Source organism: Comamonas sp. SCN 65-56 (assembly GCF_001724135.1).
Lineage (GTDB): Bacteria > Pseudomonadota > Gammaproteobacteria > Burkholderiales > Burkholderiaceae_C > Comamonas_C.
Map to the genome: position 1 here is coordinate 51,562 of NZ_MEDS01000002.1, position 21,143 is coordinate 72,704.

The following is a 21,143-nucleotide window of genomic DNA, read 5'->3' on the forward strand; positions in this document are numbered from 1 at the left end:
CTTTTTGCCTCGCACGCCATGACCACTGACACCGCTGACGGCACTGCCACCCGCCTGATCGCCGATCTGGGGCAGCGGGTGGGGATTCCGCAATTGCGTCCCGACGCCCACGGTTGCTGTCGCTTGATGTTCGATGGCGATCAAATCGTCGAATTGCAGCCGGTGCCAGCCCAGGGGCGCTGGCTGGTGTCGTGCACCATTCGCCAGCATCGCCCCGACGATCAGGCGGTGCGCCTGTTGATGCAGGGCAACTATCTTGGCGCAGGATTGGGCGGCGGCTGGGCCAGTCTGGATCCCAAGGGGTGTGCTGCGGTGCATTTGCCGCTGGCATTTCACGAGGCCAGTGTGGACGCCTTGCTGCAAGTGGTAGAACTGGTTCTGCAGCATGCGGAACGCTGGCTGCAGCGCTTCACCAGTGTCGCTCCCACCCTGGTGTCAGGCCATCGTCGCGAGATTGACTGGGCTTGATGCGCTGCGCTGCACAAGGGCGCCAAACCTTGAAGAGTCATGCAGCCAGAGCGCAGGGGCCTTTCAGCGTCTTCGCAGCGGCATTTTTGACCGGGTTTTGCTGCAGTGTGTGGAACCATTTGGTCAGCGAGTGTTACTCACGGTGTAGCGTCCAGGCTGAGTATGCCCAAGACGAGCGACGCTTCATCAGGGTGAATCCAACATGACCATCAATGCGTTGCCCCCACCGATTCCCCGGGGGTCCACCGGGCCTTCGCTTGAGTCCTTTCGCGCCGCAGCACAAGGCGGTGACTGGTTGCATCTGGCGCAAGACGGCAGTTCCTGGCAAGTCAAAGCCAGTGGGGCCACGCCTTCCGGGCGGCAGGTGGCGTGGGTAGAGCCGCAAGGCGATACCACCTCCGCTTTCGTCGACGCGCTCGGGCAGTCGTTCTCGCGCGGTATCCAGGCCGCCGTCGCGCGCGAGCTTGGTCTGCAGCCAGCGCCGGGCCGGCCTTTGGCGTCGCGCATGGTCGAGCAGGCGCTGGAGATGGCGCAGACCGGCCAGACGGCGCTCGAAGGCGTGGATTTCTTCACTCGCCTGAATGTCTCGGCCAAGCAGGATAGCACCGAGTTCCTGCGGGCCTGCAAGCAGCTCGGACTGGATCCGGCAGGCGTCGCACCCGCCCAGCGCACCCAAGTCGATGCGCTGATGCAGCAGCGCTTTGATGCTGCCGCTGCTGGCCTGCAAGGCCCGGTCTCTCCGGGTGTGGCGCGCGATTGGCTGGTGCAAACCTTGCGCGAGGTCTGCGGGTAAGTCAGGGTTGCGCGGTATTTTTTGCAACGGTATAAGGGATATCTGCATCCGGCCAAGGCTTGGTCGGGTGCTTCTTTTTCTGATAGCTTGCCGCCGTGCCCTCAGTCTCCCCTTCGAATCGCGCTGCAGCCGATCACCCGTCCGCGGGTGTTCGATTTTCCGGCGCGCAGGGCAAGAACGAGGCTGAGCAAGAGCAAGAGCTCCTTTTTCGCACGCTGGTCAAAACGCACAGGACGCGCCTGCAACGCTTCATCGTCAAGAACATCGGCAACGTGAGCGATGCCGAAGACTTGGCGCAGCAGGCGTTCTTGGAGGCGGTGCGTTCCTATCAGACCTTCAATGGCGATTCCGAGCTCTCCACCTGGCTCTATGGCATTGCCATGAATCTGGTGCGCAACTACCTCTCGCGCGCGCCGCACCGCCGCCATGAGTTCACCACTGAAGACGAGTTGACCGACGTCGCCTCGGACGCAATCTCACCCGCGCAGGTGCACGAGCAGGCGGAGTACATGCGCTACCTGCAGACGGCCCTGGATGAATTGCCCCCCGCCATGCGCGAGGTGCTGCTTCTGGTGGGTGTGGATGAGCTGAGCTACGAAGAAGCCGCGGCCATGCTCAGCGTTCCGGTGGGCACGGTGCGCAGCCGCCTGTCGCGTGCGCGTGCGGCATTGCGCGAAAAGTTTCAGCGCTATGCGGTGGAGCTTGATTTTCTGGCGTCTTGAAGCTGCCGGGGCGGATGCCGGGTTGCGTTGAAGCCAACAACCATTGGCGGAAGGGGTGGGATTCGAACCCACGGACGCTTGCGCGTCGCCGGTTTTCAAGACCGGTGCAATCGACCACTCTGCCACCCTTCCTGGGTTGCTTGCAGGCGCGGGCGCTGGCGGCTGCAGGCGGGCGGTGATTGTAGCCGCGGCTACATGCCCAGCGATTTCAGCAAGGCGTCCGTGTCGGGATCGGGGTCGGACGCGGGAGGCTGCGCAGTGGCGGGCATGGCGGCGGCCAGAGTCATGAGAGCGTCGGGGTCGGGTGCGTCCTGGGGCTCGAAATCGTGCAGCTTGATGAACTGGGTGTGGTCGATCGCCAGCTCCAGGTAGAAGATGTTGTTCTTGGCGGTGTAGAAGGTCACGCGCCGGGCCTCGGGCTGGTCGAGGTTGGCATCCACGCTGAGCACCACCTGCTGATTCAGCACCAGCATCTTGGGCTGGTTCTGCGTGATGCGCGTTTGCAGCTCGCGCTGGATGGTGCTGGTGAAATCACCCACCACCTGGTTGACGAGTTCACCCATTACGTTGGCCACTTCGTCGGCGGTGTAGGCCGGAGCGAGATCGCTTTGCGACATGCCCATGCTGAGCAGGTAGCTCTGGTAGATCTCCATCGCGGCGGCGGCCGAGAAATTGATGATCACCAGACCGGAGAAGCCGCCATTGAAGAGCACGAAGCAGCCAATATCCGGCTTGAGGCAGGTCTTGCCTATGCGTTGCACCATGGCCGAATAGCGCACCGTGCCCTGTGTGGCCACGGAGAGCACGCGAGTGACGGAGTTGCACAGGCTGACGAGAATGTCCTTGGTGCCGTAGACGATGGTGTTGTCGGCGCTGGGGGTCATGATGGTGCCTTCTCGGTTTCAGCGATGGCTGCGGGCGGCGGCGTTGGCGGCGGCCAGTGCGGTCATGTTGACCACGCGGCGGACGGTCGATGAGGGTGTCAGCACATGCGCCGGCGCGGCGCAGCCGAGCAGGATGGGGCCTATGGTGGTGCCGTGGCCGTCGGTGGTTTTGAGCACGTTGAAGAGGATGTTGGCGGCATCCAGATTGGGGCAGATCAGTACGTTGGCATTGCCCGTCAGCGTGGAATCGAGAAGGGTGCGGCTGCGTATGGTTTCCGAGAGGGCCGCGTCGCCGTGCATTTCGCCGTCGCATTCGATGTGCGGCGCCATGGTGCGGAAGATCTCCAGCGCCTTGCGCATCTTGAGCGCGCTCGGGCGGGTGGAAGAACCGAAGTTGGAGTGCGAGAGAAACGCCACCTTGGGCGGCAGGCCGAAGCGCTGCACTTCCTCTGCCGTGCGCAGTGCGATGGTGGCGAGCTGCTCGGCACTGGGGTCGTCGGTGATGTAGGTGTCGGCGATGAACAGCGTGCTCTGGCCGACGACGACGGCGTTGACCGTGGCCAGCTCATGCTCTTGCTCCTGCAGGCCGAGCACGCCGCGGATGTGCGCGAGGTGGTTGTCGAACTTGCCGACCAGGCCGCAGAGCAGGGCATCGGCGTCGCCCAGGTGCACCATCAGAGCGGCGATCAGGGTGTTGGAGCGGCGCACCGAAGCCTTGGCGGTTTCCGGCGTCACGCCGTGGCGGCCCATGAGCTTGTGGTAGGCCTCCCAGTACTGGCGAAAGCGCGGGTCGTCCTCGGGATTGCAGATTTCAACGTTCACGCCGGGCTGCAGGCGCAGGTCGTTCCTGGTGATGCGGGCCTGGATGATTTCCGGGCGGCCGATCAGGATGGGCTTGGCCAGGCCATCATCGATGGCGAATTGCGCGGCGCGCAGCACGCGTTCGTCCTCGCCTTCGGCAAAAGCCACGCGCTGCGGGTGTGCCTTGGCGGCGGCGAAGACCGGGCGCATGAACATGCTGGTCTGGTAGACGAAGCGCGTGAGGCTTTCGCGGTAGGCGGCGTAGTCCTGGATGGGGCGCGTGGCGACGCCCGACAGCTCCGCCGCATGTGCCACGGCGGGGGCGATGCGCAGGATCAGGCGCACGTCAAACGGCGTGGGGATGAGGTAATCGGGGCCGAAGTGCATCTCCTTGCCCTGGTAGGCGGCAGCCACCTCGGGCGAGAGCTCGGCCTTGGCGAGCGCGGCGATCTCGCGCACGCAGGCGAGCTTCATGGCCTGCGTGATGCGCGTGGCGCCGCAGTCAAGCGCGCCGCGAAAGATGTAGGGAAAGCACAGGACGTTGTTGACCTGGTTGGGGTAGTCGCTGCGGCCGGTGGCAATGATGCAGTCGGGGCGCACGGCCTTGGCGAGTTCGGGACGGATTTCCGGTTCGGGGTTGGCCAGCGCGAGGATGATGGGTTTGGCGGCCATGGTCTTGACCATCTCGGCGGTGAGTACGCCGGGCGCCGAGCAGCCGAGGAAGACGTCGGCGTTCTCCACCGCGTGGGCCAGGGTGCGGTGCTCGGTCTCTTGCGCGAAGCGGGCCTTGGACGGGTCGAGATTTTCCCGCCCGGTGTGAATCAGGCCCTTGGAGTCGCACATGAAGACGTGCTCGCGCTTCAGGCCCAGGCCGATCATCACGTCCACGCAGGCGGTGGCGGCGGCGCCGGCGCCCGAGACGGCGAGTTTGACGTTTTCTATTTTTTTGCCCACCAGTTCCAGCGCGTTCACCAGCGCGGCGCTGGAAATGATGGCGGTGCCATGCTGGTCATCGTGGAACACCGGAATGTTCATGCGCTTGGAAAGCTCCTGCTCGATGTAGAAGCATTCGGGCGCCTTGATGTCTTCCAGGTTGATGCCGCCCACCGTGGGTTCGAGCGCGGCAATGATCTCGACCAGCTTGTCCGGATCGCGTTCGGCCAGTTCGATGTCGAACACGTCGACGCCGGCGAATTTCTTGAACAAACAGCCTTTGCCTTCCATCACCGGCTTGCCGGCGAGTGGCCCGATGTCGCCGAGGCCGAGCACGGCCGTGCCGTTGGTGACCACGGCGACCAGGTTGCCGCGCGAGGTGTAGTCGTAGGCCTTGGCCGGGTCGGCCTGGATGTCCAGACACGGATAGGCGACGCCGGGCGAGTAGGCGAGCGAGAGGTCGCGCTGGTTGACCAGCGGCTTGGTCGGAGTGACGGAGACCTTGCCGCGCACGGGGGTGCGGTGGTAGTCCAGCGCGGCATCGCGCAGTGCGGCTTCGGCGGGGGGGAGGGACTTGCTCATGGTGGCTTTCCTGACGGAAAAAAGGCGTAACTAGCTTACTGCAAACGGCAAAGCCGACAGGGCGGGGGCATCGCTCCTGTCGGCTTTTTTTGTGCCTGCGATCAGTGGGCGCCGGATTGCAGGCTGGCGCGGCGCGCGGCCGCGGGGTCGTCCTTGGCGCCGTTGAAGAACAGGTTGAGCACGACCGCTGCGATCGAGGCCAGCAGAATGCCCGATTCGATCAGCGGGTGGATGGCGTGCGGCAGCCACTGGCGGAAGTTGGGCGCGACCAGCGGGATCATGCCGACGCCGATGGAGATGGCGACGATCATGGCGTTGTTGCGGTTGGTGTGGAAGTCCACGCCCGCGAGGATGCGGATGCCGGTGGCCGCGACCATGCCGAACATCACCAGGCCGGCGCCGCCCAGCACCACGGTGGGCAGCGATTCCACCAGCGCGCCCATCTTGGGCACGATGCCGAACAGGATCATGATGGCGCCACCGACGACGCAGACCCAACGGCTCTTGATGCCGGTCACCGCCACCAGGCCCACGTTCTGCGAAAAGCTGGTGTAGGGGAAGGTGCTGAACAGACCGCCGATGACAGTGCCCAGACCATCGGTGCGCAGGCCGCGCTTGAGGTCGTCGGGCGTGATTTCCTTGTCGGTCATCTCGCCCAGCGCGAGGAACATGCCGGTCGATTCGATGAGCACCACGATCATCACCAGCGACATCGTCAGGATCAGGATGGGGTCGAACACCGGGTAGGCGATCTGGAACGGCAACACCAAATCGAACCAGGCCGCCTTGCCGACCTTCTCGAAAGTCATCAGCCCCATCGCAGCGGTGATGACGCCACCTACCAGAATGCCGATCAGCACCGAGATGTTGGCGATGAAGCCTTTGCCAAAGCGTGCCACCAGCAAGATGGTGAGCAGCACGATGCCCGAGATGCCCATGCCGGTGAGATCGGCGTATTTGGGGTTGGGCACGGTGGGCAGGATGGCGAAGCCCTTGGGCACCTCGGGCAGCGATGAGCCCGGGGCGCTGACGGCCGCCTGCAGCTCTTTGAGCCACTTGATGTAGTCGGGGTTGGTCACGGCCGGTGCGGTTGGACCGACCGGGTTGCCGAAGATCCAGTTGATGCCGATGCGCATCAGGCTGATGCCGATCACCGCGATGATGGTGCCGGTGACCACGGGCGGGAAGAAGCGCAGCATGCGGCTCATGAGTGGGGCGATGAGGATGGCCACCACGCCCGCGCCTATGACCGAGCCGAAGATGATACCGGCGCCGTAAGGGCCGGCGTTGGTCTGCGCCATCGAGACCATGGGCGCGACGGCGGCAAAGGTCACGCCCATCATCACCGGCAGCTTGATGCCGAACCACTGCGTTGCGCCGCCGGCCTGGATCAGCGTGACCAGGCCGCAGACGAAGAGGTCGGCCGAGATCAGGTGCGCCACTTGCTCGGGCGTGAGATTGAGCGCGCGCCCGACGATGAGCGGCACCGCCACCGCTCCGGCGTACATCACGAGTACGTGTTGCATGCCCAGGGCGACCAGCTTGCCCCAGGGGAGTTTTTGATCAACCGGATGTACGGCGTTTTGCATGTTGCTTCCCGATGGATTAACTACATACAAAAAGTGTATACAAAAAATCAGGCATGAACACTATGGGGATTCACGGGGTTGACGAAAACCCCGTGATCGAGTAGCTGCGATTCAGGTCATCAAGTCGTGCAGGGTGCGCGCCACCACCTTGGTGGCGCGGCGCAGGTCTTCCAGGTCCAGCCGCTCGTCATTGCGCTTGGCGTGGCTTTCCAGCACGCTGCGCGGACCGGCGCCGTAGATCACGCCCGGGATGCCGCGTTCGACGTACAGGCGCACATCGGTGTACAGCGGCGTGCCGACCGCCGGGGGTGTTTCGCCCAACACCGCCTTGCCGTGCTTCTGCAACGCATCCACCAGCGGCACATTGCCCTTGAGCGGCGTCATGGCGTTGGCCAGCAGGATGCGGCGCACGTCGCTCGTGACCGCGTTCTCGCCCTTCACGCCGCGCCAGCGGTTGAAGTGCCTGGTGGCATCGGCAATCACCTTGCGCAGGCGCGCTTCGACCTTGGCCGGGTTTTCCTCGGGGATCATGCGGCGGTCGAGCTTGAGCACCACCTTGCCCGGGATCACGTTGGTGTTGGTGCCGCCTTCGATGCGGCCGATGTTGAGGTAGGGGTGGTGGATGCCCTTGACCTTGGATTTCACCTTCTGGTAGGCGGTGTTCTCGGCATACAGCGCATTCATGATGAACACCGCCGCCTGCAGCGCGTCGACGCCAGTGTGCGGCACGGCGGCATGGGCCATCTTGCCGTTGATCGTCACTTCCAGCTGCAGGCAGCCGTTGTGCGCGGTCACGACTTCGTAGGAGAAGCCGGCGGCGATCATCAGGTCGGGTTGGGTCAGGCCGTGCGCCAGCAGCCAGCCCGGGCCGAGCAGGCCGCCGAATTCCTCGTCGTAGGTGAAGTGCAGCTCGATCGCGCCCTTGGTCGGCGGGGCCACGGCTTCGAGCGCGCGCACCGCGAAGCTGAAGGTGGAGAAGTCGCTCTTGCTCACGGCGGTGGCGCGGCCATACATCTTGCCGTCCTCAATCTCGGCGCCGTAGGGCGGGTGCTGCCAGCCTTCACCCGGCGGCACCACGTCGCCATGCGCGTTGAGCGCCAGCGTGATGCCGCCCTTGCCGTAGGGCCGGCGCACGATGAGGTTGGTGATGGACTGCATGCCGTAGTCATGCACCTCTTGGGCCGGCACCGGGTGTTTTTCGGCCTTGAAACCGAAGGCGGCAATCAGCTCTGCGGTGCGCTCGGCATGCGGCGCGTTGTTGCCCGGCGGCGTGTCGGTCGGCACGCGCACCAGCTCCTGCAGAAAGCGTACCTGCTCGTCAAAGTGGGCGTCGATCCAGGCGTCGAGTTGTTCGTAGGTGGTGGTCATGGCGGGGGTTTACTTGGCGAGTTGGTTCAGGACGTGGTTGTAGGCCTGCACGGCCAGCTGCAGGTCGTCGGCGGTGGACGATTCCAGCGGGTTGTGGCTGATGCCGCTGTTTTCGCCGCGCACGAAGAGCATGGCTTGGGGCAGCATCTGGTGGATCTTCATCGCGTCGTGCCCGGCGCCGCTTGGCATGCGGTGCACCGGCAGCCCCTGCGCCGCGACGGCGGCTTCCCAATGCGCTTGCAGCGCGGGGTTGCTGGGCGCGCAACTGGCTTGCATGCTGCGCTCGGCGACGTACTGCAGGCCGCGGCGCTGGCAGATGTCGTCGAGCTGCTGCAGGATGTCGGCCACCAGCGCGTCGCGCTGTGCGTTGCTGGGCGCGCGCATGTCAAGGCTGAATTCGCAACGCCCCGGCACCACGTTGACCGAGCCGCTGGGCACATGCAGCATGCCCATGGTGGCCACGCTGTCGCCATCCTTGGTGGCGCGCTGTTCCATGTAGAGCAGCAGTTCGGCGGCGGCGGCGGCGGCGTCGCGCCGGCGGTTCATCGGCGTGGTGCCGGCGTGGCTCGCCATGCCGGTGATCGCGCACTGGTAGCGGCTGCTGGCGTTGATGCTGGTGACGGCGGCCAGCGGCAGGCACATCTCGTTGAGTACCGGGCCCTGTTCGATGTGCACCTCGATGTAGCCGAGGTAGTGCGCCGGGTCGCGCTTGAGCTTGGGGATGTCGGCAATGCACAGGCCGGCATGCTCCATGGCTTGGCGCAGGGTGATGCCATCCGCATCCTTTTGCTCCAGCCAGTTCGAATCAAAGTCGCCCACCAGCGCGCCGGAGCCGAGGAAGGTGGCCTTGTAGCGCTGGCCTTCTTCCTCGGCAAACGCGACCAGTTCGATGCCAAACGGTAGGCGCCGGTTTTGCCGGTGCAATTCGCGCACGCAGGCCATGGGCACGAAGATGCCGGTGCGCCCGTCGTACCTGCCGCCGTTTCTCACCGTGTCGTAGTGGCTGCCGGTGAGCAGGTATTTGCCGCCGTCGTGCGCCGGCTTGTAGCGGCCGACGACGTTGCCCACGGCGTCGATCTCCACTTCGTCAAAGCCGCAATCACGCATCCAGTGGCTGATGCGTTGTGCGCAGGCGCGGTGCGCATCGGTCAGGTAGGTGACGGTGAGCTGGCCTTTTTCGGCGTAGCCGGCGTCGCTGTGCTGGGCCAGGCGCTCGTGCCAGTCCCAGACCTCGTTGCCCAATATTGGCTCATAGCCGAACTTTTCGTTCAGGCGGATTTCGGCGATGCGGTGGATGTTGCGCAGCGCCTCGGCGCGCTCGAAGTCGCGGTGGTTGGTGAGGCGCCGTGCGAAGGTGTCGATGATTTGCTGTTTGGCGAGACCCGTGCCGCGCGGCCCGCGCACCGCGAGGATGAAGGGAAAGCCGAAGCGCGCGTTGTAGTCGCTGTTGAGTTGCTGGATGCGCGCGAATTCTTCCGGCGTGCAATCCGTCAGGCCGGCCTTGCTCTGCTCGTGGGTCGATTCGGCGGTGAGCGTCTTGCTCACCATGGCCTTGCCGGCAAGCTCCGGGTGGGCGCGGATCAGCGCCAGCTGGGCCTGCGCGCCAGCGGCTTGCAGCGCCTGCACCATCGCCCATTTCAGCTGTGCGAGGGTAGCGAAGGGGCGCTGCGCCAGCGCGGCTTCGGCAATCCAGGGTGAATGCTCGTAGATGCCATCGAGCCATTGCGTGGCCTCGGCCAGCGGCGCGGCGTTGAGTTGGTCAAGCGTCAGGGGCATGGTGTTCCTACTGAATTGATAGCTGCTAGCGCTTGCCCATCAAGCGCTGGAGGCCTTTTTGGCTTAAATCGGCGCGGGGAACTGCTGTTGCCAGTGGCGCGCCAGGTCGATGCGCCGGCACACCCACACCCGCTCGTGCTGCGCGATGTGATCGAGAAACTTCTGCAGTGCGATGAAGCGCCCCGGGCGCCCGACCATGCGGCAATGCAGGCCTATGGTCATCATCTTGGGCGCGTTCTGGCCCTGCGGATCACCCTCGGCATACAGCACGTCGAACGCGTCGCGCATGTATTGGTAGAACGGTTCGGCGTGCGAATAGCCCTGGGGCAGGCCGAAGCGCATGTCGTTCACATCGAGCGTGTAGGGCACGATGAGCTGCTGGGCCGCAGCGCCGTCGCTCTTGGTGACCTTCATCCAGAACGGCAGGTCGTCGCCGTAGTAATCGGCGTCGTAGGTGAAGCGGCCCGCGTCGGCCACCAGGCGGTGGGTGTTGGGGCTGTCGCGCCCGGTGTACCAGCCCAGCGCGTGGTCGCCTTTGCCGCCATAGAGATCGTCAAAAATTTCCAGGCACTGCTGCATGTGCGCGCGCTCCTGCGCCTCGGGCATGTCCTGGTAGTGAATCCAGCGCAGACCGTGGCAGGCGACTTCATGGCCGAGCTCGTCAAAGGCCTGCGCCACCTCGCGGTTCTTCTGCAGTGCGGTCGCCACGCCGTAGACGGTGAGCGGCAGCTTGCGACGTTCAAATTCGCGCAGCACGCGCCAGACGCCGGCGCGCGAGCCGTATTCGTAGATGCTCTCCATGCTCATGTGCCGTGCCGGGTAGGCCGCGGGGTTGAAGAGCTCCGACAGAAACTGCTCGCTGCCCGCATCGCCATGCAGCACGCAGTTCTCGCCGCCTTCCTCGTAGTTGAGCACGAAGGAGACGGCAATGCGCGCCTGGCCGGGCCAGTGCGGCTGCGGGGTGTGACGGCCGTAGCCGATCAGGTCGCGCGGATAGGGCGCGGTGGCGTCGTAGAAGGAAGGCGTGGTCATCAGTTGGTGCCCGTGAGAGCCATGGATAAATCGTTGGTGGGAACGCTGCGCTCGAACATCAGTCCAGCCTCGACGTTGTCCAGGTGCTCCTGCATCAGGCGCACGGCGGTGCTTTCATCGCCGGCGACGATGGCGTTGAAGATGCCCTCGTGCTCGTCGTGAGAATGCTCGGCCGCGGTGGTGGATTGGTACATCAGCGTGATCAGCGCGCAGCGCGAGATCAGGTCGCCCAGCAGCTGGGCCAGCACCGCGTTGCCCATGAGAGAGGCGATTTGCACGTGAAAATCGCCCAGCAACTCGGTGCGCCGGCCGACATCGGGCTCCAGCATCGCCGCGCGCTCTGCGTCCATGTGCTTCTTCAGCAGCTGGATGCGCGCGGGCGTGCTGCTGGCGATGAATTCGCGCACCGTGGCGAGCTCCAGCATGCGGCGCACGGCAAACACCTGGCGCGCTTCGTCCACCGAGGGGGTGGCGACGAAGGCGCCGCGCGCCGGTTCCTGGCGGATCAGGCGGTTTTGCGCCAACTGGAACAGCGCCTGGCGCACCAGCGTGCGCGAGACGCCGAAGTGGTCGGCGAGCTTTTGCTCGGCCAGCTTGGTGCCGGGCAGCAGCCGGTGTTCGACGATGGCCCGGGTGAGGTTTTCGACGATGGTGTCCGTCGCCGATACGGGTGCGGGTGTGTCCATGAAGCGGATGATACCGCCCAGACACAAAAATTGCATACACTTTTTGTCGACGACCCCAGGGCATAGTGCCTGAAGTCGCCCGGCGGCGCCTCACAGGTCGGTGCGCAGCCGCCACAGTTCGGGGAACAGCACCACGTCCAGCATCTTGCGCAGGTAGCCCACGCCGCTGGTGCCGCCGGTGCCGCGTTTGAAGCCGATGATGCGCTCCACCGTGGTGACATGCTTGAAGCGCCAGACGCGGAAGGCGTCCTCCAGGTCGGTGAGTTTTTCGCCGAGCTGGTACAGGTCCCAGTATTTTTCCGGCTCGCGGTAGACGCTGAGCCAGGCGGCTTCGACGGCGTCGCTGGCGCTGTAGGGCTGGTTCCAGTCGCGCTCCAGATAGTCGGCGGGCACGGGCAGGCCGCGGCGCGCCATCAGGCGCAGGGCCTCGTCGTAGAGCGAGGGGGCGTCGAAATAGCGCTTGACCAGCGCCAGGCGCTCGGGCTTGTGCGCATGCACCTTGAGCATCGCGGCGTTCTTGTTGCCGAGCGCGAATTCGATGCAGCGGTACTGGTAGCTCTGAAAGCCGCTGGACGGCCCGAGGTAGGGGCGGATCGCGGTGTATTCGGGCGGCGTCATCGTCGCCAGTACGTCCCAGGCGTTGACCAGCTGGTCGAAGATGCGGCTGGCGCGTGCCAGCTTCTTGAACGCCGGCGGCAGGTGGTCGGCGCGGATGTCGGCCATCGCGGCGCCGATCTCGGTCAGCATCAGCTTCATCCACAGCTCGCTGGTCTGGTGCTGGATGATGAACAGCATCTCGTCGTGCGCCGGCGACAGCGGGTGCTGCGCGCTCAGCACCTGGTCGATGTGCAGGTAGTCGCCATAGCTCATGCTGTGGGCGTAGTCCAGCTGCGCGTGCTCTTCCTGCACGATGGATTCGGTGGTTTTGTCAGACATGGAAGGTTCTCCTTTGCAAAATACCCGTGCCTCGCGCGTCACGTCACTGCGTGGCGCTGGTTGAACCGGGGCTGGGTGTATTCCTTCTTCGATAGCACGTCGCGCAGACGGTGTGAGGCCTGCAATACGTTTTCATGAGAAAGATAAAGCGGCGTGAAGCCGAAGCGCAGGATGTCGCTCTGCTGCGCGTCGCCGGCGCGGAAGTCGCCGATCACGCCGCGTGCGATCAGCGCCTGCACGATGGCGTAGGCGCAGCCTTCGGGCAGCAGCTTGGTGGGCGTGAGGCAGACCTGTGAGCCGCGCTCGGCGTGCGCGCGCGGCGTGACGAGGTCGAACAGGCCGGGACATTCGGTCTGCACGGCGTCGATGAACAGGTCGGTGAGCTGCAGGGATTTGGCGCGCAGCGCCGCCATGCCACCGAGCTTTTCTGCCGCATCGAACACGTCCAGCGCCGCATCCAGCGCCGACAGGCTGAGGATGGGCTGGGTGCCGCATTGGTAGCGCGTGATGTCCATCGCCGGCTGGTAGTCGGGCGTGAAGGCGAACGGCTGCGCATGCCCCCACCAGCCCGCCAGCGGCTGCCAGCAGCGCGCGACATGGCGCGGATGGACCCAGACGAAGGCGGGCGAACCCGGGCCGCCATTGAGGTATTTGTAGGTGCAGCCGACCGCAAAATCCGCATCGGCCGCGTTGAGGGCTATCGGCAGCGCCCCCGCGCTGTGGCACAGGTCCCAGAGCGTGAGCACGCCCGCGGCATGCGCGGCGGCCGTCACCTGCGCCATGTCGTGCAGCGCGCCGGTGCGGTAGTTCACCTGCGACAGCAGCAGCACGGCGACATCCGGCTGCAGGCTGGCTGGCAGCTCGTGCGCTTCGATCAGGCGCAACTGGCAGCCGCGCTCGCGGCACAGTGCCTCGGCGATGTAGAGATCGGTCGGGAAGTTGCTGCGCTCGCTCACCACCACGCGGCGGCGGGCATCGTTCTCCTGCGCGATCGACAGCGCGGCCGACAGCGCCTTGTAGAGGTTGACCGAGGTGGTGTCGCTGGCCACCACTTCGCCGGGGCCGGCGCCGATCAGCGGCGCGATGCGGTCGCCCACGCGCCGCGGCAGCGCAAACCAGCCGGCGCTGTTCCAGCTGCCGATCAGGTCTTGTCCCCACTGCTGCGCCACGACCTGCGCCACGCGCTCGGGCACGGCGCGCGGCAGGGCGCCGAGCGAGTTGCCGTCCAGGTAGATCACGCCCTCGGGCAGCGTGAAGAGCGCGCGCAGCGGGCGCAGCGGGTCGGCGGCGTCGCGCGCCTGGCAGCTCGCCATGGTGGGTGTGGTGGAAGTCATGATTGCTCTTTCAGTGATAGCTGCCAGCGCTTGCCCATCAAGCGCTGGAGCCGGTTTTTGCCTAAATCAGTTTGGGGGGAGGGCGCGCAGCACCGCACGCACCGGCGAGGCATCGGCCGTCGTCAGGCGCAGCGGCAGCGCGATGAGTTCGTAGTCGCCCTCGGGCACGGCGTCGAGCACCAGGTTTTCCAGTACGCGCAGGCCGCGGCGGCGGATCACCTGGTGGCTGGCGAGCCGCTTGCTGTCGGCCGGGTCGATGCTGGCGCTGTCGATCCCGATCAGCCGCACGCCCAGGTCGGCCAGGCGTTCCACGGTTTCGGGGGCGAAGGCGGCGAGTGCGTCATCCCAGCGGTCCACCGGCATGCGCTCGTAAGTTCTGACCAGCAAACGCGGCGGCAGCGCTGGTACAGCATGCGCTATGTGCTCCCACAAAATGAGCGGACGAACGCCCACCGCATGCACCACCCGGCAGGGGCCGAGGAAGGGCGCGAGATCCAGCGCACCAATCGCCTCGCCTTCGGGGTCGTAGTGCAGCGGCGCATCGGCATGCGCGCCGACATGCGGCGAGAGCGTGATGCGGCTGACGTTGACCGGGCAGCCGGGTGTGATCTGCGCCGACCACTGCTGCTGGTAGGCGGTGTCGCCGGGGAAGACCGGCGAGCCGGCATGCACCGGCGGTGAAATGTCCCAAAGCGTTTGCATGGCGTAGACCTTACCGCTGCCCGGGCAGGCGTGGTGTCGGTTAATAGCAACGCTGCGCAGCCGGGTGGATCAGGCGGGTGGGCTGGATCGGCTCTGGCGCGCAAAGGCGATGAATTCCTCGGCGGCAATGGCGGGAGACCAATGAAAGCCCTGGCCGAATTCGCAGCCCGCATTGCGCAGGCGCGTCAGTGTGGCCATGTCCTCCACCCCTTCGGCCACGAGCTGCAGGCGCAGGCAGTGCCCCATCTCGATGATGGCCTGCACGATGCCGGCCGCTTGCGGGCTGCTGGTCAATTGGCTGGTGAACGAGCGGTCGATCTTGAGCCGGTGCAGCGGGTAGCGCTGCAGGTAGCTGAGGTTGGAATAACCGGTGCCGAAATCGTCGATCGCGATGCGCACGCCCAGTTCGCTCAGACTGTCCAGTATTTCGTTCGGGCGTTGGCGGTCGTCGATCAGCACGGATTCGGTGATCTCCAGCTCCAGCGCGCTCGGCGGCAGGGCATGGGCAGTGAGCGCCTGGGCAACGAGCTCCTTCAGGTTGCCACGGCGAAACTGCAGCGGCGAGACGTTCACCGCCACCGTGAGATCGGCCAGGCCCTGCATGTGAAAGGCGCGCGCATCCCGGCAGGCGCGGTGGAGCACCCAGGTGCCCAGTTCGTGGATCAGGCCGCTGCTTTCGGCCACCGGGATGAACTGGTTGGGTGGCACCCAACCCAGCTCAGGGTGGTGCCAGCGCACCAGCGCCTCGGCACCGATGACGCGGCCGCTGGTGAGGGCCAGCTGGGGCTGGTAGTGCAGTTGCAGCGCATCGTTTGCCAGCGCCTGGCGCAGCGCATTCACCAGCTGCAGGTGCGCAAGCATGTTGGCGTTCATGCTCTCGTCAAAGAAGCGGAAGGTGTTGCGCCCCGCCGCCTTGGCCTGGTACATGGCGAGGTCGGCGTGCTTGAGCAGGGTCTCCACTGCATCACCGTCGCGCGGCGAAACGCTGATGCCCAGCGAACCGCTGGCGTGCACCGCCATGCCCTGCAGGTTGAAGGTCGGGGCAAGCTGCTCCATGAGCTTGCTGGCCATGGTGGCGATGGCGCCTTCGTTTTCCACTGCCCCCAGCAGCAGGAACTCGTCGCCCGAGAGCCGCGCCACGGTATCCGTGGTGCGCAGGCAGGCTTGCAATCGCTGGCTGACCTGGCACAGAAGCTCGTCGCCCGCCGCATGGCCGAGCGAGTCGTTGATGGTTTTGAAATTGTCCAGGTCCAGAAACATCACCGCGATCTGGTGGCCGCTGCGCTGGGCATCGGTGAGCAAAAATTCCAGCCGCTGCAGCGCCAGTGCACGGTTGGGCAAATGGGTGAGCGGATCGTGGTAGGCCAGCTCGGCAATCTGCTGGTGCGATTGCGCCAGCGCCTGCTTGTCCTGCTCCTGCTGGTCCAGCAGCAGACGCAGGTCTTTGGTGATGGTTTGCACGAAATACGCGGTGACGCACAAGATGATGGCCAGCACCAGCAGCCGTGATGGATCGACCGCGCGCGGCACCGCCGCCAGCACCCCCATCGCCTGCAGTGCGTAAACGCCGACCAGCACCAGCAGCATGACCGCAAGCACCGCAGAAAAAACCCGGCCGTTGGCAAACATCAGCGCCATGACCAGGATGCCCGGGAAGGCCATGGGCACTTCGTCGTACAGCCCCTGGCCAAAGACCATCAGGCCGGTGAGTACCACCATCAGCGTGCTCAGCAGGATCCAGGCGGCGCCGATGGTGTTGCCGCTGCGATTGCGTTGCCAGGCGAAGGCAAACAGCGCGATCGCTACGCCTTCCATCACCACGTTCATGTTGGCGAGGCCATTGGCGACGTTGGTGGCGATCACGGCGGCAAACGCCAGGATCAGTGCGAGCAGGCTTTGCCCGAGGCGGCGCTGGCGCAGGCTGTTTGCCTGCGCTTGCATCTGGCGCTGGGGCGGCAGGGCGGTTTCGGTGAAATCCGAGTCCTGGTTCATGGCGGTATTTTCCCCGTGCGCACCCGCTTCTGGCGTCAATAGCCCAGCGTGCGTCCGTCGGGGTTGCGCGGATCAGACGCTCCCAGCAGCCGGTCGCCCTGCACTTGAATGGTTTGCGTGCGTCCCATCGCCGGCTTGACCACGATCTTGTGGCCCCTGGCCTTCAAGAGATTCAGCGTGTCCTGGGAAAAGCCTTTTTCCAAGCGCAGCTTGTCGGGCATCCACTGGTGGTGAAAGCGCAGCGTCGCCGCGGCTTCCGCCGGGTTCATGCCGTAGTCGATGGTGTTGACGATGGTCTGAAGCACCGTGGTGATGATGCGCGGCCCGCCGGGGCTGCCGGTCACCAGCGCCACCTTGCCGTCCTTGAGCACCAGCGTCGGCGTCATCGACGACAGCGGGCGCTTGCCGGCCTGCACGGCGTTGGCGTCGCCGCCCACGAGACCATAGGCGTTGGCCACACCGGGCTTGGCGGCGAAGTCGTCCATCTCGTTGTTGAGCATCACGCCCGTGCCCTTGGCGACGATGCCGCTGCCGAAGTTGGTGTTGAGCGTGTAGGTGACGGCCACCGCGTTGCCCGCCTTGTCGACCACCGAGTAGTGCGTGGTCTGGTCGCTCTCATAGGCCTGCGGCTTGCCGGGCTTGATGTCCTGGGCCGTGCGCGCCTTGTTGGCATCGATGCCGGCGGCGAGCTGGTCGGCGTAGCGCTTGCTGGTCAGGCCCTTGAGCGGCACCTTGACGAAGTCCGGGTCGCCCAGGTATTCGGCGCGGTCGGCGTAGGCGAGCTTCATCGCCTCGGTCATGTGGTGCACGCTGGCGGCGCTGTTGACACCCCAGTCCTTCATCGGCCAGCGCTCCATCATGTTCAGGATCTGGATCAGGTGCGCGCCGCCCGAGGACGGGGGCGGCATGGTCACGATCTCGTAGCCGCGGTACTGGCCGCGCACCGGCGCGCGCTCGACGACCTTGTAGCTCTTCAGGTCCGCGAGCGTGATGGAGCCTGCGTGCGGCGCCATCTCGGCGGCGATTTTTTGCGCGATCGCGCCCTCGTAGAAGGCCTTGGCCCCTTCTTTGCCAATCAGGCGCAGCGACGCGGCCAGGTCTTTTTGCACCAGCAGGTCGCCCTGCTTCATCGGCGCGCCGCCCTTCCAGAAGATGGCCTGGCTCGCGGGCCAGGGCGCGAAGGTCTTGATCTCCTGCGCCAGCACCTTGGCCAGCGTCTCGCTGACTGGGTAGCCCTTGTCGGCGAGCTGCGCCGCCGGCTCGATGACGGTTGCCAGCGGCAGCGTGCCCCATTTTTGCAGCGCGTGCGCCATGCCGGCGACGGTGCCGGGCACGCCGACGGCGTAGTGCGTGTACAGCGACTTGCCGTTGACCACGTTGCCCTTGTCGTCCAGGTACATGGTGCGGCTGGCGCCGCTGGGCGCAACTTCGCGGAAGTCGAGCGCCACGTCGCGCCCGCTCTTGGCGTCGTGCACCATCATGAAGCCGCCGCCGCCGAGGTTGCCGGCATTGGGCAGCGCGACGGCCAGCGCAAAGCCGACGGCGACGGCCGCGTCCACGGCGTTGCCGCCGCGCTGGAGGATGTCCAGGCCGATGCGCGTGGCCAGTTCCTGCTCGCTCGCCACCATGCCGTTCCTGGCGGTGACGGGGTGGAACACGTCCATGTCGAAGTCGTAGGCGGCGGCCGCGGCCTGGGCGGCGCGAGTCTGGGCGGGAGGCGCAGCAGCCGGCGTGACCGGGGGGCTGCCGCAGGCAGAGAGCAGAGTCAGCAGCGCGGCGGCTGCCAGCGTGGCGGTGCGCGAGAACATGGAAAGCTCCGGACAATGCACGAGCGTGGAGGGTAACCAATCCAGCCAGGGTGTTAAAGAATACAAAAAATGTATACACTTTGATCTGAACATCCGCAGGAGGCAACACCATGGGCCTGAGCACCCACGTTCTTGACACGATGCACGGCTGCCCGGCCGCGGGCATGCAGGTCACGCTGTACGCCACGGACGGCGACAAGGCGACCGAGCTCAAGCGTCTGACGCTGAACCACGACGGGCGCACCGATGCGCCGCTGTTTGACAACACCACCCTGCGCACCGGCACCTACCGGCTGACGTTCGATGTGGCAGCCTATTTCAAGGCCAAAGGGGTGCCATTGCCCGAGCCCAATTTTCTGAACCGCGTGAGTCTGGACTTCGGCATCGCACACACCGACCAGCACTACCACGTGCCGCTGCTCGTGAGCCCCTGGAGCTATTCGACCTACCGCGGCTCCTGAACGCCATGCTCACGCCGCTGGAACAACTGCTGGCCGCGCTGCGGCTGGGGCCGGTGTGCCTGGTCAGCGTCGACAAGGCCCAGGGCTCGACACCGCGCGAGCAGGGCGCATGGATGGCGATTGCGCTGGCGGCGCCCGAGGTGCTCATAGGCTCCATTGGCGGCGGGCATCTGGAATGGCAGGCGATGCACGAGGCGCACGAGCGGCTCAAAGCCTGCGAGAGCCGTGCAACTACGGCAGGAGAGCCGGTGCTGCGCAAGGCGCTGGGCCCGAGCCTCGGCCAGTGCTGCGGCGGCGTGGTGTTTCTGCGCTTTGAATGCCTGGGGCCGCAAGACGTGGAGGCCGTGCGCCAGCGCCTTGCGCCGCAGCTGCACCGCCTGGTGCTGTTTGGCGGCGGGCATGTGGGCCGCGCGCTGGTGCGGGTGCTTGCACCGCTGCCGTTTGCCATCCAGTGGGTGGACAGCCGCGACGAAATCTTTCCCGTGGGGCTGCCGAGCAAGGTGCAATGCGAGCATTCCGAGCCGGTGCAGTCAGCGGTGGCCGACATACCGCCAGGTGCGATGGTGCTGATCATGAGCTTCAGCCATGCCGAGGATCTGGATATCGTCGCCGAATGCCTCAAGCGCCAGCGCAAGCAGGCGGATTTGCCATTCATCGGCCTGATCGGCAGCAAGACCAAGTGGGCGACGTTTCGCCACCGGCTGGAGGCGCGTGGCTATGGCGAGGAGGATTTCGCGCACATCACCTGTCCCATCGGCGTGCCCGGCATCGTCGGCAAGGACCCCGAGGTCATCGCCGTGGCAGTGGCGGCGCAATTGCTGGTACGGGTTAGCCCTCTGGTGCAGTGACCAAATGTGTATACAATTTAAGTCTACAAATTTGGTCGCAGCGGTGCCGGGAAGCCATCAACCCCGAGCGCGGCCCATTCATATCTGCTCAGAGCGCCCGCAGTGGTGAGCAGCCGGAGACTTCGCCATGGATGCATATTTTCTGGACTGGGCCAATCTGCTGATGCGCTGGCTGCATGTGATTACCGCGATCGCATGGATAGGCTCATCGTTCTATTTCGTTTTTCTTGACAACAACCTGCTGGCGCCGACCGCCGAGGACCTCAAGGCCAAGGGCGCGGACGGCGCGATCTGGTCGGTGCACGGCGGCGGCTTCTACCACATGCAGAAGTACATGGTCTCGCCCAAGGGCGGCATCGACAGCCATCTACACTGGTTCTACTGGGAAAGCTACTGGACCTGGATCTCCGGCTTTCTGCTGTTCTGTGTGCTCTACCTGTGGAATGCCGGCATCTTCCTGGTCGACCGGCAGGTCCATGACTGGTCAGGCACCGCGGCCGGCATCGGGGCAGTGGCCTTCATCGCCGCGTTCTGGTTCATCTACGACGCCGTCTGCCATGTCTTCGGCAAGGGCAAGAACGGCGACCGCGTGGTCGGGCTGCTGGTGATCCTGACCATCACCATCACGTCCTGGATTGCGTTCCATTTCTTCTCGGGTCGCGCGGCCTTCCTGCTGGTGGGTGCCTCGATGGCCACGGCGATGAGCGCCAACGTCTTTTTCGTCATCATCCCCGGCCAGCGCAAGGTGGTGGCGGCGATGACCAGCGGCCAGGCCTACAACCCTGCCGATTACGCCATCTACGGCAAGCGCGGCAAGCAACGCAGCGTGCACAACACCTATTTCACGCTGCCGGTGCTGATCGCGATGCTCAGCAACCACTACACCTTCATCTACTCCAGCGAGCACCGCTGGGTGTTGCTGCTGCTGCTGATGCTGGCGGGCGCGCTGATCCGGCAATTCTTTGTGCAACGCCATGGCTGGAAGCTCGGCCGCGCCGCCAACCCCTGGCCCTTTGCCGCCATTGGCGTGGTGGTGCTGCTGGGGCTGATCGCCTGGATCAAGCCGGCGCCGGTGGCACCGGTGGCCGGTGTGCCCGCGACCGTGGACTATGCCCAGCTCAAGCCGGTGCTGGAGCAGCGCTGCTACATGTGCCACGGCGATGCGGTGCAGCAGAAAGGCCTGCGCTTTGACTCCGAGGAGCAGGTCAAGGCCCATGCGCCCGACATCTACCAGCAGGTGGTGGTGACCAAGCAGATGCCGCTGTCCAATGCCACGCAGATGACGGATGCCGAGCGGGCGCTGCTGGCGCAGTGGTTCAAGGGGCTGGGCAAGTGAGTTGAATGCGGATCGGCCAGGCGGTACTGTCCGGGGCTGCCGCTTGAAAATTCAAGCAAAAATCGCCTCAAGCGCTTGATCTGCATGCGTCA

General features: G+C 65.3%; 18 protein-coding genes and 1 tRNA gene. 6 read left to right on the forward strand and 13 right to left on the reverse strand.

All coding sequences use genetic code 11. The features are described 5' to 3' along the window. The first annotated feature begins 18 nt into the window (after window positions 1–18). From ABS45_RS01675 to ABS45_RS01685, 3 genes are all read left to right on the forward strand, one after another. Complete coding sequence (locus ABS45_RS01675; protein ID WP_291552297.1) at window positions 19–468, forward strand: type III secretion system chaperone; 450 nt, start codon at window positions 19–21, stop codon at window positions 466–468. A gap of 202 nt (window positions 469–670) precedes the next feature. Then, window positions 671–1,261: a hypothetical protein gene (locus ABS45_RS01680; RefSeq protein ID WP_291552299.1), complete on the forward strand. Its 591-nt coding sequence runs from the start codon at window positions 671–673 to the stop codon at window positions 1,259–1,261. Between the two features lie 95 nt (window positions 1,262–1,356). Beyond that, window positions 1,357–1,983 carry an RNA polymerase sigma factor gene (locus tag ABS45_RS01685; protein ID WP_291552300.1) on the forward strand — a complete coding sequence of 209 codons (627 nt, stop codon included), beginning with the start codon at window positions 1,357–1,359 and terminating at the stop codon, window positions 1,981–1,983. Window positions 1,984–2,027: 44 nt separating this feature from the next. On the opposite strand, the gene ABS45_RS01690 is transcribed toward ABS45_RS01685, so the two are convergent. The 13 genes from ABS45_RS01690 to ggt form a co-directional block, all read right to left on the reverse strand. After that, window positions 2,028–2,115: transfer RNA gene (locus ABS45_RS01690), tRNA-Ser, on the reverse strand. Window positions 2,116–2,174: 59 nt separating this feature from the next. Beyond that, the gene (locus ABS45_RS01695; RefSeq protein WP_291552301.1) at window positions 2,175–2,867 is read right to left on the reverse strand and encodes a DUF3334 family protein; all 693 of its coding nucleotides are present in this window, start codon (window positions 2,865–2,867) and stop codon (window positions 2,175–2,177) included. Between the two features lie 18 nt (window positions 2,868–2,885). Next, the gene (locus tag ABS45_RS01700; protein ID WP_291552304.1) at window positions 2,886–5,183 is read right to left on the reverse strand and encodes an NADP-dependent malic enzyme; all 2,298 of its coding nucleotides are present in this window, start codon (window positions 5,181–5,183) and stop codon (window positions 2,886–2,888) included. Window positions 5,184–5,284: 101 nt separating this feature from the next. After that, the gene (locus ABS45_RS01705) at window positions 5,285–6,772 is read right to left on the reverse strand and encodes a nucleobase:cation symporter-2 family protein (protein WP_291552305.1); all 1,488 of its coding nucleotides are present in this window, start codon (window positions 6,770–6,772) and stop codon (window positions 5,285–5,287) included. A 111-nt stretch (window positions 6,773–6,883) separates the two neighbouring features. Further along, on the reverse strand, window positions 6,884–8,140 hold the full coding sequence (locus ABS45_RS01710) for an ArgE/DapE family deacylase (protein WP_291552307.1): 1,257 nt from the start codon (window positions 8,138–8,140) through the stop codon (window positions 6,884–6,886). A gap of 9 nt (window positions 8,141–8,149) precedes the next feature. Further along, window positions 8,150–9,916, reverse strand: a complete 1,767-nt coding sequence (gene uraD / locus ABS45_RS01715) for a 2-oxo-4-hydroxy-4-carboxy-5-ureidoimidazoline decarboxylase (RefSeq protein ID WP_291552309.1) — start codon at window positions 9,914–9,916, stop codon at window positions 8,150–8,152. 63 nt (window positions 9,917–9,979) lie between these two features. Further along, window positions 9,980–10,948 carry an allantoinase PuuE gene (gene puuE, locus ABS45_RS01720; protein WP_291552312.1) on the reverse strand — a complete coding sequence of 323 codons (969 nt, stop codon included), beginning with the start codon at window positions 10,946–10,948 and terminating at the stop codon, window positions 9,980–9,982. After that, entirely contained in the window at window positions 10,948–11,634 is a 687-nt protein-coding gene (locus ABS45_RS01725) for a GntR family transcriptional regulator (protein WP_291552315.1), read from the reverse strand. The genes puuE and ABS45_RS01725 overlap by 1 nt, the downstream gene beginning before the upstream one ends. Window positions 11,635–11,724: 90 nt before the next feature. Then, on the reverse strand, window positions 11,725–12,570 hold the full coding sequence (gene kynA, locus ABS45_RS01730) for a tryptophan 2,3-dioxygenase (protein ID WP_291552317.1): 846 nt from the start codon (window positions 12,568–12,570) through the stop codon (window positions 11,725–11,727). Between the two features lie 38 nt (window positions 12,571–12,608). Beyond that, window positions 12,609–13,904, reverse strand: a complete 1,296-nt coding sequence (gene kynU, locus ABS45_RS01735; RefSeq protein WP_291552318.1) for a kynureninase — start codon at window positions 13,902–13,904, stop codon at window positions 12,609–12,611. Between the two features lie 66 nt (window positions 13,905–13,970). After that, window positions 13,971–14,606, reverse strand: coding sequence for an arylformamidase (kynB, locus tag ABS45_RS01740; protein WP_291552321.1), 636 nt, complete (start codon window positions 14,604–14,606; stop codon window positions 13,971–13,973). Window positions 14,607–14,675: 69 nt separating this feature from the next. After that, window positions 14,676–16,598: an EAL domain-containing protein gene (locus tag ABS45_RS01745; protein ID WP_291552323.1), complete on the reverse strand. Its 1,923-nt coding sequence runs from the start codon at window positions 16,596–16,598 to the stop codon at window positions 14,676–14,678. Window positions 16,599–16,633: 35 nt separating this feature from the next. Beyond that, entirely contained in the window at window positions 16,634–18,406 is a 1,773-nt protein-coding gene (ggt, locus tag ABS45_RS01750; RefSeq protein ID WP_291552326.1) for a gamma-glutamyltransferase, read from the reverse strand. 110 nt (window positions 18,407–18,516) lie between these two features. Between ggt and uraH the strand changes: the two genes are divergently transcribed. The 3 genes from uraH to ABS45_RS01765 all read left to right on the forward strand — a co-directional run bounded on the left by uraH (window position 18,517) and on the right by ABS45_RS01765 (window position 21,051). Further along, a complete protein-coding gene (uraH, locus tag ABS45_RS01755) occupies window positions 18,517–18,867 on the forward strand; it encodes a hydroxyisourate hydrolase (protein WP_291552328.1) in 351 nt (116 codons plus the stop codon). A 5-nt stretch (window positions 18,868–18,872) separates the two neighbouring features. Beyond that, window positions 18,873–19,715, forward strand: a complete 843-nt coding sequence (xdhC, locus tag ABS45_RS01760) for a xanthine dehydrogenase accessory protein XdhC (protein WP_291552329.1) — start codon at window positions 18,873–18,875, stop codon at window positions 19,713–19,715. A gap of 127 nt (window positions 19,716–19,842) precedes the next feature. Then, the gene (locus tag ABS45_RS01765; RefSeq protein ID WP_291552332.1) at window positions 19,843–21,051 is read left to right on the forward strand and encodes a urate hydroxylase PuuD; all 1,209 of its coding nucleotides are present in this window, start codon (window positions 19,843–19,845) and stop codon (window positions 21,049–21,051) included. Window positions 21,052–21,143: the final 92 nt, after the last annotated feature.

Coding starts and splice junctions, on each gene's coding strand:
- ABS45_RS01675 (WP_291552297.1), top strand. CDS start 19: ATGACCACTGACACCGCTGACGGCACTGCCACCCGCCTGATCGCCGAT.
- ABS45_RS01680 (WP_291552299.1), top strand. CDS start 671: ATGACCATCAATGCGTTGCCCCCACCGATTCCCCGGGGGTCCACCGGG.
- ABS45_RS01695 (WP_291552301.1), bottom strand. CDS start 2,867: ATGACCCCCAGCGCCGACAACACCATCGTCTACGGCACCAAGGACATT.
- ABS45_RS01700 (WP_291552304.1), bottom strand. CDS start 5,183: ATGAGCAAGTCCCTCCCCCCCGCCGAAGCCGCACTGCGCGATGCCGCG.
- ABS45_RS01705 (WP_291552305.1), bottom strand. CDS start 6,772: ATGCAAAACGCCGTACATCCGGTTGATCAAAAACTCCCCTGGGGCAAG.
- ABS45_RS01710 (WP_291552307.1), bottom strand. CDS start 8,140: ATGACCACCACCTACGAACAACTCGACGCCTGGATCGACGCCCACTTT.
- uraD (WP_291552309.1), bottom strand. CDS start 9,916: ATGCCCCTGACGCTTGACCAACTCAACGCCGCGCCGCTGGCCGAGGCC.
- puuE (WP_291552312.1), bottom strand. CDS start 10,948: ATGACCACGCCTTCCTTCTACGACGCCACCGCGCCCTATCCGCGCGAC.
- ABS45_RS01725 (WP_291552315.1), bottom strand. CDS start 11,634: ATGGACACACCCGCACCCGTATCGGCGACGGACACCATCGTCGAAAAC.
- kynA (WP_291552317.1), bottom strand. CDS start 12,570: ATGTCTGACAAAACCACCGAATCCATCGTGCAGGAAGAGCACGCGCAG.
- kynU (WP_291552318.1), bottom strand. CDS start 13,904: ATGACTTCCACCACACCCACCATGGCGAGCTGCCAGGCGCGCGACGCC.
- kynB (WP_291552321.1), bottom strand. CDS start 14,606: ATGCAAACGCTTTGGGACATTTCACCGCCGGTGCATGCCGGCTCGCCG.
- ABS45_RS01745 (WP_291552323.1), bottom strand. CDS start 16,598: ATGAACCAGGACTCGGATTTCACCGAAACCGCCCTGCCGCCCCAGCGC.
- ggt (WP_291552326.1), bottom strand. CDS start 18,406: ATGTTCTCGCGCACCGCCACGCTGGCAGCCGCCGCGCTGCTGACTCTG.
- uraH (WP_291552328.1), top strand. CDS start 18,517: ATGGGCCTGAGCACCCACGTTCTTGACACGATGCACGGCTGCCCGGCC.
- xdhC (WP_291552329.1), top strand. CDS start 18,873: ATGCTCACGCCGCTGGAACAACTGCTGGCCGCGCTGCGGCTGGGGCCG.
- ABS45_RS01765 (WP_291552332.1), top strand. CDS start 19,843: ATGGATGCATATTTTCTGGACTGGGCCAATCTGCTGATGCGCTGGCTG.